Annotated in this window: 11 protein-coding genes and 1 tRNA gene; 4 read left to right on the top strand and 8 right to left on the bottom strand. The window is 40.2% G+C overall.

Annotation, left to right across the window (positions count from 1 at the left end; translation table 11 throughout):
• Positions 1-32 precede the first annotated feature (32 nt).
• From G590_RS19365 to G590_RS0111730, 7 genes are all read right to left on the bottom strand, one after another.
• The gene (locus G590_RS19365) at positions 33-1,205 is read right to left on the bottom strand and encodes an alanyl-tRNA editing protein (RefSeq protein ID WP_035763189.1); all 1,173 of its coding nucleotides are present in this window, start codon (positions 1,203-1,205) and stop codon (positions 33-35) included.
• A 62-nt stretch (positions 1,206-1,267) separates the two neighbouring features.
• Complete coding sequence (locus G590_RS0111755) at positions 1,268-1,786, bottom strand: CarD family transcriptional regulator (protein WP_022765864.1); 519 nt, start codon at positions 1,784-1,786, stop codon at positions 1,268-1,270.
• A gap of 106 nt (positions 1,787-1,892) precedes the next feature.
• Entirely contained in the window at positions 1,893-2,459 is a 567-nt protein-coding gene (locus G590_RS0111750) for a GNAT family N-acetyltransferase (RefSeq protein ID WP_022765863.1), read from the bottom strand.
• A gap of 12 nt (positions 2,460-2,471) precedes the next feature.
• Positions 2,472-2,909, bottom strand: a complete 438-nt coding sequence (locus G590_RS0111745; protein ID WP_022765862.1) for a hypothetical protein — start codon at positions 2,907-2,909, stop codon at positions 2,472-2,474.
• Positions 2,906-4,735 (bottom strand): EAL domain-containing protein, encoded by a 1,830-nt coding sequence (locus G590_RS0111740; RefSeq protein WP_022765861.1) that lies wholly within the window; start codon positions 4,733-4,735, stop codon positions 2,906-2,908. Before G590_RS0111740 ends, G590_RS0111745 begins: the two co-directional genes overlap by 4 nt.
• Before the next feature lie 79 nt (positions 4,736-4,814).
• Positions 4,815-7,253, bottom strand: a complete 2,439-nt coding sequence (locus G590_RS19360) for a hypothetical protein (RefSeq protein ID WP_022765860.1) — start codon at positions 7,251-7,253, stop codon at positions 4,815-4,817.
• A 112-nt stretch (positions 7,254-7,365) separates the two neighbouring features.
• Positions 7,366-8,670: an alpha-amylase family glycosyl hydrolase gene (locus tag G590_RS0111730; RefSeq protein WP_022765859.1), complete on the bottom strand. Its 1,305-nt coding sequence runs from the start codon at positions 8,668-8,670 to the stop codon at positions 7,366-7,368.
• Between the two features lie 184 nt (positions 8,671-8,854).
• Between G590_RS0111730 and G590_RS0111725 the strand changes: the two genes are divergently transcribed.
• Positions 8,855-8,928: transfer RNA gene (locus G590_RS0111725), tRNA-Met, on the top strand.
• A 67-nt stretch (positions 8,929-8,995) separates the two neighbouring features.
• Here the strand turns inward: G590_RS0111725 and G590_RS0111720 are convergent.
• Positions 8,996-10,234, bottom strand: a complete 1,239-nt coding sequence (locus G590_RS0111720; protein ID WP_022765858.1) for a site-specific integrase — start codon at positions 10,232-10,234, stop codon at positions 8,996-8,998.
• Positions 10,235-10,410: 176 nt separating this feature from the next.
• Here G590_RS0111720 and G590_RS0111715 point away from each other — a divergent pair, with 176 nt between their 5' ends.
• From G590_RS0111715 to G590_RS0111705, 3 genes are all read left to right on the top strand, one after another.
• Complete coding sequence (locus G590_RS0111715; RefSeq protein ID WP_022765857.1) at positions 10,411-10,608, top strand: hypothetical protein; 198 nt, start codon at positions 10,411-10,413, stop codon at positions 10,606-10,608.
• Between the two features lie 169 nt (positions 10,609-10,777).
• A complete protein-coding gene (locus G590_RS0111710; RefSeq protein WP_196802492.1) occupies positions 10,778-12,592 on the top strand; it encodes a plasmid recombination protein in 1,815 nt (604 codons plus the stop codon).
• Between the two features lie 652 nt (positions 12,593-13,244).
• Positions 13,245-14,711 (top strand): hypothetical protein, encoded by a 1,467-nt coding sequence (locus tag G590_RS0111705; protein ID WP_022765855.1) that lies wholly within the window; start codon positions 13,245-13,247, stop codon positions 14,709-14,711.
• The last annotated feature ends 215 nt before the right edge of the window (positions 14,712-14,926 follow it).

Here is a 14,926-nt window from a genome sequence, read left to right as displayed (position 1 = left end):
TATCCTCTGATCAATTCCAAAAGCCCGTGCTTTTAGAAGGATTCACATTTTATAATAACACTTGCTACATCAACAGGCCCCATACTGCCCTGTGCCATAGCAGAACTTCCACCGCCCTTGGCACCATACTCATCATGGAGCATGTTCTGAAGGGCTCTTAAATCCCTGTTGCCATCTCTTGTAGCAATTATGTACTTATATCCGATACTGTCGTCTCCCGAGAACACTCCGCAAAAGCCTTTGTGAACTTCAGTAAGTGCATTCACTGTCTTTCTCATCAGATTACTATCGAGCCCGGATTCTTTCTTCAAAAAGACATTTTCTTTATTTTCATCTATGCTGTCAAGCTCATAGCCGATAAGCTTTTCTCTGCAGTCGGAGAGTTCCCCTTTTAAGGCATAGTTTTCCTCGGAAAGCTTTTTGACAGATGAAACTATCTTGTCAGATCCCGTCGTCAAAAGACCTGTAAGCTCTGCCACTACTCCTGTCTGAGCGCTTATGTATTCAAGAGCTCTTTTGCCGCAAAGTATACTTACACGGACTCCTCCCTTGTAGTTCTGGCAGCTAACAACCTTCAAAAAACCGATTTCTCCGGTCCTGGCCACGTGCGGTGCACAACATGCACAGCTATCATAACCGGGAATCGTAACAATTCTCACATCACCGGTCAGTTCCTTCTTGCTTCTGTACTGAAGGGTGTCCAGAATCTCTTTTGCCGGGAATTCACATTTTACTTCTATATTCTCCCAGATAGCCTTATTAACAGCCATCTCCACATCACGGATATCGTCATCTGTAAGAACGCCGTTGTAATCCATTGTGACTTCGGAGTCACTAAGATGAAATCCGACATTATCATATCCGTATCTTGAATTAACTATTCCCGAGAAGATATGTTCTCCTGTATGCTGCTGCATATTGCTGAATCTGTGATTCCAATCTATAGCGCCGGTGACCTTATCACCCACAGTCAGCTCTTTGTCAGTAACATGCGAGATCACTCCGTCCTTGATACTGACATGACTTACACATGCACCAGATATCGTTCCGATATCTGAGCTCTGCCCTCCCTGTTCCGGGAAAAAGGCTGTCCTGTCAAGAACCACCAAAAATGATCCGTCCCTGCCTTCCGAGCATGAGAGAACCTCGGCCTCAAACTCCTTTAAATATGCATCTTGATAATAAAGTTCCTCTGTTTTAACCATAGAACTCATTGTATCACATTTGCCCTGTCTTTGCCCACAATCCCATAAAAAAAGAGACTGCATTATGCAGTCTCAAGTGGTAATTGTGATAGCTCGTCGAAAACTCTTTTCTTTATGTCATCCTTCTCAACTTTAAGTGAGAACGCTAATTCCGTATACAAAAGTTTTTCAGCAATGTTCAGATATTTTTCGTTAAGTGAAGCAAATTTCTTGCCTTCTGCCTGGCGTATAGCCTTGATCTTGTGAAGTGTCTTAACCAGACTCATCATTTCATCTGTCAGATTTCGTTTAATCACATTGGTAATAACCGGCTCAGCCTTCTTACCTTCAGGAAGCTCAAGCTCAGGAGCATACTCAATCTCGTCAATAAGCTCTTCTGCATCATCAGCAGTAATTACATCTCTTACCTTGCTCTCAGCGCCTTCAACAGGAACATACAAAACACTTCCTGCATCCACAGCCGAAACCATCTGATAATACTCCTTCTCCTTCCCTCTCTCAAGGAAAGACGGAACAAGAATATCACGTACGCTGCATAAACCATGACTGCCATAAATAACGCACTGCCCAATATTTAACATCGTGTTCCTCCTTGTTTTATTTTGACCACTGACTGTAAGCGTTTTCACGCCGCCAGTACGTAAATTATATCACAATATTACGTTTTCTGTAATATTTAAATCTGAATTAATTATGATTTTTTTGTGTCCTGATACCTGCATTCCAGCCAGCCCTTGTCAGGCAATTGATACACTCGACTCTGGTCTCTCCAAGCATGATAACGCGCGACATTGTATTGGTATGGTGGTATGAAAATCCACATTTTTCCTGCACTCTTTTCGACCTGTTATTACCAATGAAATATCCTGCGTAGATCTTCTCGAGTCCGAGGTCAGCAAAGCCTCTGTTTATAAGTACTTCAGCTGCTTCGGTCGCAATCCCCATCCCCCAGAATGGCACACCTACCCAGTATCCCAGCTCCGCCGCACCTTCCTCAAGAGGCCTCTCCGGGCTTCCTTGAAGAGTAAGGCCTATACTTCCTATAGGCTCATTATTACGCTCTTTCAGACAAATGGCATAGGTTTCCTGTCCCGAAAGTATTGTCCTTATAACCGCCCTTGAATAGGCTTCATCCCTGTGGGGAAGCCAGCCGGCTACAGGTCCGACTCTGCTGTCTTTTGCATAATTAAAGAGGCTGGGAGCATCTTCATCTCTCCAGCCTCTAAGTATCAAACGATCAGTTTCCAGTATCATATCTGCCTCATATTACAGGGTAGTGTAGTTAAATCCTGTTTTGCTTATAAACTGGTCAAAATTCTTCTTAAAGAACGTGAAGTACTCTCCTTCTTTATGCTTGGCCTCAGGCTTAAGGTAAAAGATAACCTGACCGCTCTTTATATCCCATTCTATATCATTGGTGGGATCAAGAGCGTCAATATCCTTGAAAGAAAGCCCATACTTATCCCTGCAATATGCATCTCTGTTATCAAGATCCATAGCTTCCTCTATAACCTTGCCCTTGGTCCTGATAAGTTCATCGAGCTGCTCAAGCATGATCTGATGGACAATATTGAAAGAGCTCAGCTCATATCCAACCAGCTTCATATCCGAGATAATCCTGTCAAAATCCACATCACATTTGGCAAATGGGTCAATCTTGCTTTCACCGTAGCAAAAAACTGCATTGTATAGAGCTTCGTTCATCTCCTGTCTCCTTTCTGCGCCTTGAGGAACTCAATATACTCGTTTTCGGGTAATGGTCTTGAATAATAGAATCCCTGTAAATATTCTACACCTTTTTCCGTTAAAGTTTTAGCCTGTTCAATCGTTTCTACACCTTCCGCTAAAACATGAAGTCCAAAGTCTTTCAAAAATCCTATGGAGTACTCAAGCATCCTCCTGTTTTCGGGCTTGTCAGGGTCAAGGCAGTTCCAGATAAACTCCTTATCCATCTTGACCATAACGTAATCCGTTTTCAAAAGTTCCAAAAGATTGGAATAACCCGATCCAAAATCATCCATAGAGAATGTACTTCCAATCTCTTTCAGCTTCTGTACATTATCTTTGAAAGCTTCATCATTATTTATAAATGCCGTCTCAGTAATTTCAAAATTTATAAACTTGGGAGGAATGTGGTACTTTTCCATCTTTCCTATCAGTCTTGAGTAGGTTTTTCTGTCTACCACCTCATTTCCCGACAGATTAACCTCTACTTTTCTTATTCCGTAGCTTGAGAGATTTTCCTTTGCAATAAAGGAACAAACCTTTTCAAATACCAGATCATCTATTTCGTGAATAAGACCACATCTTTCAGCCACAGGAATGAAATCTTCAGGCGAGATGAAATTTTCATTATCAGCTCTTCGTAGTCGAACCAAAGCTTCTGCAGAAACAAATTCCCCCTCAGCCACATTGAGAATCGGCTGATAATATACATCGAACGCCTTATCTTTTACAGCTGCTCTTACAACATCTTCAATGCTGTTTCTATAGAACATCTTATCAATAATCTTTTCATCGATGACAAGATTAGGTGAATACCTTGCATATACATACTCTCCGGATACATAGCTCAAAATCTGGAGTGCTTCATCAGCCTTTTTTGTCTGCTTTGGAACTTCAAGTACGGAATATGTCAGTTTGTAATTCCCGCTGTCATCCTTGTAGTTGTTGACATGAGACATCAATGTCTCTACGTCTTCAGGATTTTCTATGATAAACGAAAGTGCATTCCAGCTTGAAAGATACGATCCCTCTCCAATGCTCTCCTCAGCCATCTTTGCAATATTACCCTGAAGTCTGTTGAGTAGATGCCTGTCTTCTCCGGTCAGTATGGCTGTTGTTCCGGTGAATATAACCGATGTTATAAAAAACGGCTTACTGTTTGCGAATCTTTCTGTTATGACCAGGTCAAACGCATCCTTGTTCTTGACTCCGGGAATATCTTTCTCGTAATACTCTCTGGGGTTCTCACTGGACAGAAACAGCATAAGAGCCATCAGCATAATGGCAATGGAGGACACCTGATATCCATGGAAGCTGAACTGAAAGAACGCCAGAACCGCCCAAATCAGCAAGCCCGCAATAATCGTAAGGGCATCATCCTTTCTCATTCTGTGTCTGAACATTATTGCAATGACCATGGTGACAAAGATATAGAGAAAGCCGATGTAATAGCTTAACAGAACCACAAAACCGTTGTTATAGTACTGTCCTGCATCGTTTACGTTATAATTGATCCTTCCAAATAAAAGAGCGACTATCCCAATAATACCCGGAATTGCAGCAAGCCCAACAATAGCTTTTGATACCGGCTTTCCGCAGGAAATCTTGGCATAAACATAAAGTGCCATGATAAAAGCACACATTATAAGCGTTCCGACATATATACTCTGAGAAGTACTTCTCAAAACATAAAATGAGCTGTCCAGATACTGAAATACCGCACTCTCAATAATATCGCCGACAATATGTATATACGCTACGACCAAAAACGCAAAAAAGACGCGCGTAGAAAATACCCGAGGCATATTCCGCCTCAGGTATACAATGATCAATATGGATAATACCAATATTGCAACAATAGGTGTACGTATTTCCATAAATTTATTATAATACTGTTTTGTTTGCCAGTGCAAGTTGCACGTAATAGCAGGTTATAGGCAAAAAGCTCTGGGCAAAATTCTTGGTAGCTCCGTTCCCGACCAGGACCGCATCCTCCACTATCCTCTTTCCGCCAACTGAAGCAGGAGAAACTGCTAAGGATCTCTTAAATGTCTTTTTACCATAGTCCAGATACTTAATATCACCGGTCAGTTCATAGCCTATAGCCATAGCCTCCAGAAGCAGTGTATTGGTGCCGTTTCTTGAAAGGCTGGGAAGTTCCTTATAGTAAAACAGCCCCTGGCGAGTCATAAAGTTTTCAGTAAGATCATCAATTGCCTCAAGCATCATCTGCCGCAAATTATCTGACGGAAAAACTCTGTAGTAGCGCATAAGCGATCCCAGCGCAACCGATATCATAAAGCCGACTCTTATTGTGGTATTGTCGGTATATGGAGCAAGCCACTTGCCGTATCTGTCATTCCAGGCAGCAAATTGTGATACTATCCACTCACACTTTTTAGTCCACTTCTCATCACCGGTCTCAATATAAAGAGCTGTAAGTGTTCTGAGCGCCCATCCGGTCTCCCTTGCACTTGCTTCTCCCGGGACCTGATACATAGGCGTATCCAAAAGCCCAAGGACATTCTCTCCTATACCAATTGCAGTACTCAGAGCTCTTTCATCCGCCGTAAAGTGATAGAGATCAAGCAGTCCCTCAACCCATTCGTGGCTGCAAACCATTTCTCCCTTGCAGCCTTGCCCCTCTTCGGAGCCTCCTGTATGCTTTTTCGTATGCTCCCATTGACCACCCATTCTAAGCGGATCAGAGCTATAATGGCAAACATCGACATCCATCCAATGCCAGGCTGCCACATTCGCATAGTCAAGGAACCTTCGTATCCCGGTTCTTGCATACATCATGTACATAGCATGCGGATAATCATATTCGTTATTGGTCCATACCAGGTTTCCGCCGCCTCTCCCCTGGGCAGTATATCCCGGATCCGGAGCATCACCGAAATTAAGCATGCCATAGCATCTTGCATGGGAATCAGCTTTTTCTATAAGAGCTATCTCAACATCATCATCCTGTTTTTCTTCAGGTAAAAAGACATTTGGGAAGACTCCGGCTTTTGCGAACTCCTCAGGAGCTATATATGGCCTGTCCGGCATCTGATATATAAGGCTTCTGTTATCAAGCTCATAAATCGGTTCTGCAGCATCATGAAAATGCAAAAGAAATCTCGTCTCCCTTGCCATTCCCGAAGTAAATACCACAGGCTCCGCCCCGGATACTTTCGAATTCTCGTTCTGATCGGGCAAAATATACACGACAACTCCGTCTTTATCAGCTTTAACAGCCTTGGGGAAATTCTGAAATGCCTGAAAGACAGTGGCACAGATTCCGACATTCTTTGCTTTGTCTGTACAATCGGCAAAAAATGTTCCGTAGAGGACTTCTGCAAAATGTTCATTAGCCTCTTTTTCCAACATCTCAGCAATAATAGTGTTATCCACCTGTTCTCCGCCGGTAGCAATCTTAAACTCTGTTCTGTAATTGGATTTTCCTGCTATTGTCCTGACTAGTCCTGTTTGGAGAGAGTCTTCCGTTCCAAAATCATATCTTGGAAGCTCTTTGATCCCGGTAGTGGTAACAATATCTCCTGAAATCGAAGTCTTCCTTGTATCTCCACAGCCCGTTGAATCCACCTTCACATTGGAGGCAGCAGGGCTCATAAGATTTATTTCAGAATCCGCCTCAGATTTAACAGCAAAAACAATATCATCCGGTTTTATATTGCCATCAGTGCAGTTGATAAACCTGAATCCCATATCAATCCAGGGCTTTCCGACAGTTATGGAAAGTCGCATCTCAAAACAGATCCCATTTCCCGAAAAGGTCTTTTTATCTGCAGACAGACATCTTCCCTCTCCTTCTATAACCGAAAAGAGTTTTCCCTTCCTGACCACCTTCCATTTATCAAACACAGTTCTTAGTCTCTCACCCGATACGGTAACAAGCGGGCCCACAAACTGTGCTCTGTCAAAAGACCTACCATCGTAATCAAATTTATCGAAGAGATTCTCCGAATTGTCTTTTACAGAAAAACTGATCACGTCATTGTTTACGGCGATACTCCCGGGTTCTTCTATAATATCAATTGTTTTCGAATAATCAACTTTATTATCGCTGTCTGTCACCAGTTCAAATTCTTTTTTACTGTTGCCGGGAAGATCCGCAAGAAAATGCAGATATACATAACGAACAGACCCATCATCCCATCTGGAAGTCACTTCAGGCTGAACGGGAAGGGGTCTGTCTCCATCTAAGATTTTGATAGCATCAGATGCTTTCAAAAAGCCTTTCGCAAAAGGCACGCAAAGACCGCATAGTTCCTTTTTTCTGTCATCCTTGTAAAGCTTGTCAAAATATATTTTCATTATTTATTCCCCGCAGTTTTATGGTCATCTGTCACAGGAATATTGTACATTAATGCGCTTTTGTGAAACTATGGATTCTTATCATGTGTAATTTAAAAATTATGATTTCATGTTAAATTTGAAGCAGATATGATGTATAGCCCGGAATCTCAAGACCTCCGCCAAAGTCCACCATATTTCCGGTTATAAGATCCGTTGCTCTTCCAGCTCTTGCATCAAAATGAGCAGTATATGGCTGGTCATCGGCATTTATTGCTACGATCACTCTGTCGTTTTCTGTTTCCCTCTCAAATACACACTGCCTGTTAGTAAGAACAAGAGACTTGAATCCACCGTAATTAAGAGCATTTGACCCTTTCTGTCCCTTGCAGAGTGCAGCTATATGGTCAGTAAGTTCATTCCACTGCGGCTTATCAAAGCATGGACGAAGCGCCGGATCTCCCTGTGACTTATCCGCTTTCTCTCCCCACTCGCTTCCGTAGTAAATAGTTGGAATTCCGGGCATTCCGAACATAAGGGTGTAGATGAGCTTAAGATGCGCAGGGTTATTTAAAGTGCTGGCAATCCTAGAGACATCGTGGTTGTCCACAAATGATAACATGTGTTTTCCTTTGTACAAAGTCCAGTTTTCAGGTCCAAACTGCCTCAAAAGGGAATGAATTATCTCAAACATATTCATGCTGTTAAATGATGAAAACATGCCCTTGTAACACTCATAATTTGTAGAACTGTGGCATAGATCATCTCCCATGATACGGTTGTAATCTCCACCTATCATCTCTCCCATGAGGAAGAAATCCTCTTTCCAGTTCCCGGTCTCGTACCTGAGTCTTCTGAGAAAATCACTCTCAACGCAGTAAGCAACATCAAGTCTCAGGCCGTCAATATCAAACTCATCTATCCAGTATTTAACGCTCTCCAAAAGATAGTCTGCAACCTGAGGATTTCTAAGATTAAACTTTACCAGGTCGTAATTTCCTTCCCAGCCTTCATACCAGAGTCCGTCATTGTAGTTACTGTTGCCGTCAAAACTGATATTGAACCAGTCTTTATATGGTGAGTCCCATCTCTTTTCCAAAACATCCTTAAAACCAAAGAATCCGCGACCTGCATGGTTGAACACACCATCCAGCACTATCTTTATGCCTTTCTTATGAAGAGCTTTGCAGACCTTCTTAAAATCCTCATTGGTCCCCAGTCTTGTATCTATCTTTCTGTAATCCCTTGTATTATAGCCATGAGTGTCCGACTCAAAAACAGGATTAAATAAAACTGCGCCAACTCCGAGCTTTTCCAGATGTGGAATCCAGTCAATGACCTTTAGTATTCTGTGTTCCAATTTTCCGTCATTCTCAAAGGGTGCTCCACAAAAACCCAAAGTATAGATCTGATAAAAACTCATCTCATAAGCCCACATATTCTGACCTCCGCTTATTCATTCCGTCTGTATTTATCTAAATGATATATATTCATTTTACAATAAAATGAACACTTTAATATCATGAGAAAAATACTTTGATTTTTTTAATATTTTTTGTTGACAACTCCCCCATGTAAGAGGTATATTATTCTAGTCGCTTGTGATTGACGAGCGAAGATATGGCGAGGTAGCTCAGCTGGCTAGAGCACGCGGTTCATACCCGCGGTGTCGAGGGTTCAAGTCCCCCTCTCGCTACTACTCAAACCCCTTGAAAATAGTATGTTTCAAGGGGTTTTCTTTTTGTTTGAGTTTGTTTGAGTATTTATAAAGCTTGTCGTATAGCATCCATGGTCGCTTCAGACATCTGAGCCGCTATTCTCTTATAGCCTTGTATAGTCTGTTGTGAGTGACCGCCTACAGTAGCTGCTGTAGCGTCATCTAAGAGGAAAGCAAGCTTTGTAGCCGCCCTAAAACGGAACTTATGGCTTCCACGATATGTGATGCCTGCACGTTCACAAACGGCGGCTATATGCTCCAAGTAGGGTGTTAAAAAGAGATGACCGCCCTTTCTGCCGGTAAAGACATATCCTTCTGTCCTATCTCCTATAGCAAGCTTTAATATCTCAATAGCTTCATCTGATAAAGGAAAGTGTCTTCCAAGGTCTTTTCGTGACTTATTGTGTTGTACTTCAACATAGTGACCTTTTCCGTTTTCATCATATCTTTCTACTATCTCTCTATGTATCCATACTGACTTCTTATCCCATGATATATCACTTATATTGATAGCAAAAACTTCTCCACATCTTGCATCTATATAAGAGTGAAACATGGCTGCAAGGTCATATATATTAGACTTGTCTACGTGTTTCCTGAAAAGATATGCATCAATGTCCGTATAGCAGTCATGAGGGTCTTTGTCGGCTGCTTTTGCTGTAATACTTCCGCTGTTATACTCACGGGCGATATTGTTCTGAACAATGTCATGTGCTACTGCATAATCAAAGACTGTATTAAAGATGGACTTCACATTCGTTATCTTTTTTCTTTTTTCCTTTTCAGAATATCTCTGGAAGAAATTATCAAGGTCACTTCCTTTAATCTTTACAATAAGCATTTTATCAATGTCAGTACCTTGAATATTACCTTTATAATCCGTTCTGACTTTCTTACCGCCATCTTTCCACTTAGGCTTCATGCTCTGGAAGTATTCTTCAAAGACAACAGCAAAAGTCTTCTTACTGTTCCCAAAGTAAAATTCATACAGCTTTTCATAAAACGCAAATTTACTTTTATCAGTACCATCATTTATTACTGTTTTCTGTTTTCTTTTACCATTTATATCAGTAACAACAGTAAAATGATATATCTTTCCATCTCTTGGAAAATCATGTCTTATTTTTTCTTTGTGTACTTCACTTATTAACTTTTCAAGGTTCTCCTTTTTCATCTTTTGATACTTTTCAAGCTCTGCTTCTGATAATTCTACTGCAGAGTTTATCATTCCATCAAGACTCTTAATAAAATTGATTTTTTGCTTCTGTTCATTTGTTATGTGCATATACTTATACCTCCCTTAGTATATGCAGGTGGATTCACGCAAAAGGTGAAAAATAACGACCGTTATACATTCCTATAAGTAAAAGTTCACTTTATCGACCATTTTTCCAAAAACAAAATACATATAGAAGAAAGAGATATTTATAACCAAAAAGACATGAAAGGAGATTTTTAGTTATGAAGGCAATGACAAATGAGGAATTGGAAGTATTGATTGCTAAAAAGGAGAAAGCACTTGCAGAAACAAAAGCAAGACTTGAGAAGCAGAAGAAAACACAAAAAGACAAAGAAGACAAAGAGATAGTATCTCTTGTCAGAAGTCGCTTTAAGACTCTGGACGCTTTCAAAGAGTATCTCGGAGAAGACCTAGCGTGAGCGTATACAGAAGCCTAACGGTAGTGTATATGTCTTTAGCCCTCGGCAGAGCGAACGGAAAGTGTGGGGAGAATATATGAGCGGAGCGAAATATATACCCCCACACTTGTAGTGAGTTACATATGGGGATATTAACGGGTTGATTTTACCTGAATGGATGGTGATATATATGGATGGAATTGATGGATATGTAAGCTTCAGACAGGAGCCTAAGTTTAATATACTTCATACTATCAGAGACCCTGAGTATATGAAGAAAGAAGAAGCAAACTACTATGCATATTATGAAAAAAGAAAAGCAGACGGTGTACTTCCGCCTGACTTTATCCCTGAGCCTTTTCATGTACATATGGAAGACGCTGATAAAAATGTGCTTTTACACTATGAGCCTTTAAAAGAGTTTTATGAAAAGACTTTTCAGCCAGCAGTAGACGAGTATGACCAGATACTACTACATGACGGTAAAGGACATAAAGACCGTGTAAAAGGAAACTACTACAGCTATATTTACCAACATGATACAAAAAAGAATAGTACGAAATTAGCTTATGAAGTTGTTGCCCAGTTTGGTGGTAGGGATGATGATGAAAAGAACGGCGTCAAGGGGATATCTGATGACCCTGAAAAAAGGGAACAGTGTCTTGAGGGATTGAAGCGATATTATGAACAATGGAAAAGAGAAAATCCTAATCTTCATATAGTCGCTGCTGCTATCCACATGGATGAGACTTCTCCGCATCTGCATATCATATATGTCCCAGTGGTAGAAAGTGAAAGAGGTCAGAAAGTAAGAAATGATAGGTCAACTGCTTTAAAAGCGCAGCTAAAAATGCACGGGATAGATATAAGTAAAAACGGCAGACAGGAAAACGCAACTACCGCATGGCAGGAGCGTCAAAGAGTCGTACTTCGTGAGATAGCTAAAGAGGTCGGACTTGATATGAAGCAGACTAAAAAGCCGACCCAAAGAGACCATGAAGATGCACGGGAGTATAGAGCAAGAAGAAGTGCTGATGCTCTCGAGAGTGCAAATGACACTACAAAGTACCTTATACAAGAAAACGACAAAAAACTTGATACACAGGAAGCACAGATAGAAGAAAACTCTAAAATACTTTTTGAACAGGAAAATAAGAAAAAAGAAAACTCTAAAACACTTACTGAGCAGGAACGGAAGAAAGTTGAGTATGAAGCATTTACCAAGACTTTTCATCAACCGACAGACTACAAAAAAGTAAAAATCTTCGGTAAAAAAGAGACCCATTATGCAGTACCTGAACAGGAGCTTTGGAGCTACTGTGCTGCTGCTGATGATGTAAAGCAGAAAGATGAACAGATACAAGGACTTGAAGAAGAAAGGGATGATTTTAAAAAGAAATATGCAAAAGCAAATAACGCCCGTGATTCTGCTGAAAAACAGAGGGACAAATACAAAGGTTATAAGACTGAAAAAGATAAACAGATAGCTGACTTTGAAAAGAGATTCTCGAGAGCAAAGAAGAATCCTTATACTTCCGCTTCTACACTTTCAGGGCTTATACATGAGTATGCGCTACTCAAAGTGGACTCTGAAAAAGAAAGAGCCGCTATCATCAAAGCATGTGAGGCACTTGATACACTTGACGAATATCATCACAAGATAGATAAGAACATCCCTTTCTTTACTCTTGATGATGATGCAGACCGCCTTTCAACTAGCATACAAGCCCTAAACGGAATGGTTAAGAATGAATACCTGAAAATCCTTGACTATGGTGGCAGAAAAGAAATGTACAGTGAAATAAGCGATATATGGACAGCTAGTAAGAGCGTATCTTCTGAGATATATAAGAAGTACGGCTCAAAGCATAAGCACGCATCATCTATAAACACTCTACAAACTCAGTATACACCTATTATCACAGGTATACTTTCAGACTTATTTTCACTTGTCAGGATGGCTTTTGAGATGATACAGGAAGCACAGTATGGATATGGAAGGTGATTGTTCTTTCCCTCTCGAGACCCCGTCGGCGGATATGATATGCGGTCTTTATATCATCATCGCCGACAGAATAAGTTTATAGAAATAAGAGGTATCAACTGCCTCTTATTTTTTTGCATTAAAAAACATGTAGCCATGTAGCCAAAGTCTGAAAAGTCGCATAAATACTGGCTTAGAAGTGGCTACATAGTATGTAGCCATCATGTAGCCACTGTAGCCATGTAGCCACTTTGTAGCCACTATAAAAAGCAGTAAAAACACAGTAAAAATGCGGTTTTGCGCGTGCGGGGGCGGTGCTACGGCCAAGAGCCCCCGCCGTGTAGCCATGTAGCCACTTTTATTCTTTGGGCTACACGAGCGCACATATCAACAGTAATAAAAAAGAAGAAGCCTCCCTCCTACAGGAAACTTCTTCAAGGTACAAAACCATATGAAAAATATCAAAAATCTCAATTTTAGAGATTTTTTTTCTCATATATATATGTAATCAGAAAAAACAAAAATCGTTGAATTACGTCTTTTTCTTCTTTTTTCTGATTATATCACATGTATCTCAAAAAGTGAGGGTATTTTTTCACAGAAGAGATACATGTACTTATATAAGCAAACGGGACTCCTACATTCTCCCCCCGTTGGAAAGGTACAAAAGACTATGAAAAAAAAGAAAACTTCCTATACTATGCGTAGTTCTTTACGCACTATTTCAGTTAAGTGCTATGCTGAACAGCTTGGACTTCCTGAAACGGCTACATATCTTGATATAATCCACAAAATACAAAAAATCATACCTTTTATTTCAAGAGATTTTATAGTGTTCGCCATTGTTCACTATAAAGATACTCTTGGTGATAATATATGGCTTCCTGCTAATGAAAAGCCACATGTACATATATGGGCTAAAAAACGTGATAATCAACCTATTCACATAAGTCAGTGGTTATCACTCTTTGACGTTACATATAGAAAAGATATTGATGATGACCTTTTTAAAAACCACGGTGTAGAACCATGTAAAACAATGATTGGCTGTGCCATGTATGCTACACATGACACAGAAGAAGCTATTAAAGACGGTAAAGAACAGTATGATATTTCTGAAGTAATTATGAATATATCTTTGGACGAGTTCTTATCTCTTCGTAAGGGATATGAACAAGGGCTTTCTACAGGAAAACTATCTCTTGAGCAGCTTGTAGTTCTTGATGATGCAGCTTTTCAGCTTGGATATGAGCTTAAAGACTGGGAAGAGTGGTATGGTAACCTATCTTTTGCACAAAGAAAGCTTACTTCCATGAAGACTATCAAAGAGAGCTACTATAGAGGATTACACAAAAGATATAATGAGAATAGGTATATCAACCGTTTATCTATCTTTATACAAGGTGCTCCAGGTATCGGAAAGAGTTTCTACTCCGATAACTTGCCTCATTCTCTTGCAGTAACAAGCGGAAAAACAGGCAAGTATGACGACTTACAGCCTTCTACTGAAGTTATATCTATATCAGACTATACTTCTGAAGCCCTTTTAAGTATGGCTGATAACTATATCTGTAGAGCTTATGTTCGTAATAAAAATAATGCGTATTGGTGCGGAAAACTCTTTGTCGTTACTTCTAATGTATCTTTTGAAGAGTGGGTAAGAGACTGTGGCGGAAATCCCGAAAACAGTGCTTTTATTGACCGTTTTTATGTCTGTCATGTAGATGCAGAAGGTCATCTTATCTGTACTCATGCATCAAAGAGAGGTACTTCAGAAGAACAAAAAGAGAGACTTGAAAGATTCCTTGAGTTTAAGAAGGGCTTTGAAGCGAGTCTTAAACAGTTTGCTGATAAAAAAGCTAATGATAAGCCTGTTGATTATTCTGCTATTCTTAATGAAGTAGAAGTTAAGGAAAAGACTGATGTTGAAAAAGAATATCTCGAGAGGGAAAATACGGAGCTTAAAGATAAGGTAAAAGAAGCTGAAAAGCGCATTATTGAGGCTTATGATGATGCAGCAAAAGAGCTTTTATCATTGCCTTTGATAGATATAAAGTTCTTACAAGATAATAAGCTTTCTTATCCTGTGCCATTTATGCCATCTGATGACGGTAAAAGCTTAAAATGGGAAATTGTTTGAGTTGTTTGAGTAGGTGTTTGAGTAGTAGAAGCAGAGCTTGAAAACCTCCTTTCTATGTGGGTTTGAGTATGATGTAGGGGCTGCGGGTCCCCCTCTCGCTACTAAAAAAGGAAGCGTTTATCGCCAATGTCATTAAGTTAAGGGTGACGGAAATAAGACTCTTATACCAGAAATGGTATAGGGGTCTTTTTTTCTGCGAAAATAGTTGACAGAAT

This window comes from Butyrivibrio sp. XPD2006, assembly GCF_000420865.1.
GTDB lineage: Bacteria > Bacillota > Clostridia > Lachnospirales > Lachnospiraceae > Butyrivibrio.
Note: the sequence above shows the minus strand (reverse complement) of the source record. Positions and strands in the feature narration are given on the sequence as shown.

Excerpts from the sequence above, each read along its gene's own strand:
- G590_RS19365 (WP_035763189.1), bottom strand. The coding sequence starts at position 1,205 with ATGGTTAAAACAGAGGAACTTTATTATCAAGATGCATATTTAAAGGAG.
- G590_RS0111755 (WP_022765864.1), bottom strand. The coding sequence starts at position 1,786 with ATGTTAAATATTGGGCAGTGCGTTATTTATGGCAGTCATGGTTTATGC.
- G590_RS0111750 (WP_022765863.1), bottom strand. The coding sequence starts at position 2,459 with ATGATACTGGAAACTGATCGTTTGATACTTAGAGGCTGGAGAGATGAA.
- G590_RS0111745 (WP_022765862.1), bottom strand. The coding sequence starts at position 2,909 with ATGAACGAAGCTCTATACAATGCAGTTTTTTGCTACGGTGAAAGCAAG.
- G590_RS0111740 (WP_022765861.1), bottom strand. The coding sequence starts at position 4,735 with ATGCCTCGGGTATTTTCTACGCGCGTCTTTTTTGCGTTTTTGGTCGTA.
- G590_RS19360 (WP_022765860.1), bottom strand. The coding sequence starts at position 7,253 with ATGAAAATATATTTTGACAAGCTTTACAAGGATGACAGAAAAAAGGAA.
- G590_RS0111730 (WP_022765859.1), bottom strand. The coding sequence starts at position 8,670 with ATGTGGGCTTATGAGATGAGTTTTTATCAGATCTATACTTTGGGTTTT.
- G590_RS0111720 (WP_022765858.1), bottom strand. The coding sequence starts at position 10,234 with ATGCACATAACAAATGAACAGAAGCAAAAAATCAATTTTATTAAGAGT.
- G590_RS0111715 (WP_022765857.1), top strand. The coding sequence starts at position 10,411 with ATGAAGGCAATGACAAATGAGGAATTGGAAGTATTGATTGCTAAAAAG.
- G590_RS0111710 (WP_196802492.1), top strand. The coding sequence starts at position 10,778 with ATGGATGGAATTGATGGATATGTAAGCTTCAGACAGGAGCCTAAGTTT.
- G590_RS0111705 (WP_022765855.1), top strand. The coding sequence starts at position 13,245 with ATGAAAAAAAAGAAAACTTCCTATACTATGCGTAGTTCTTTACGCACT.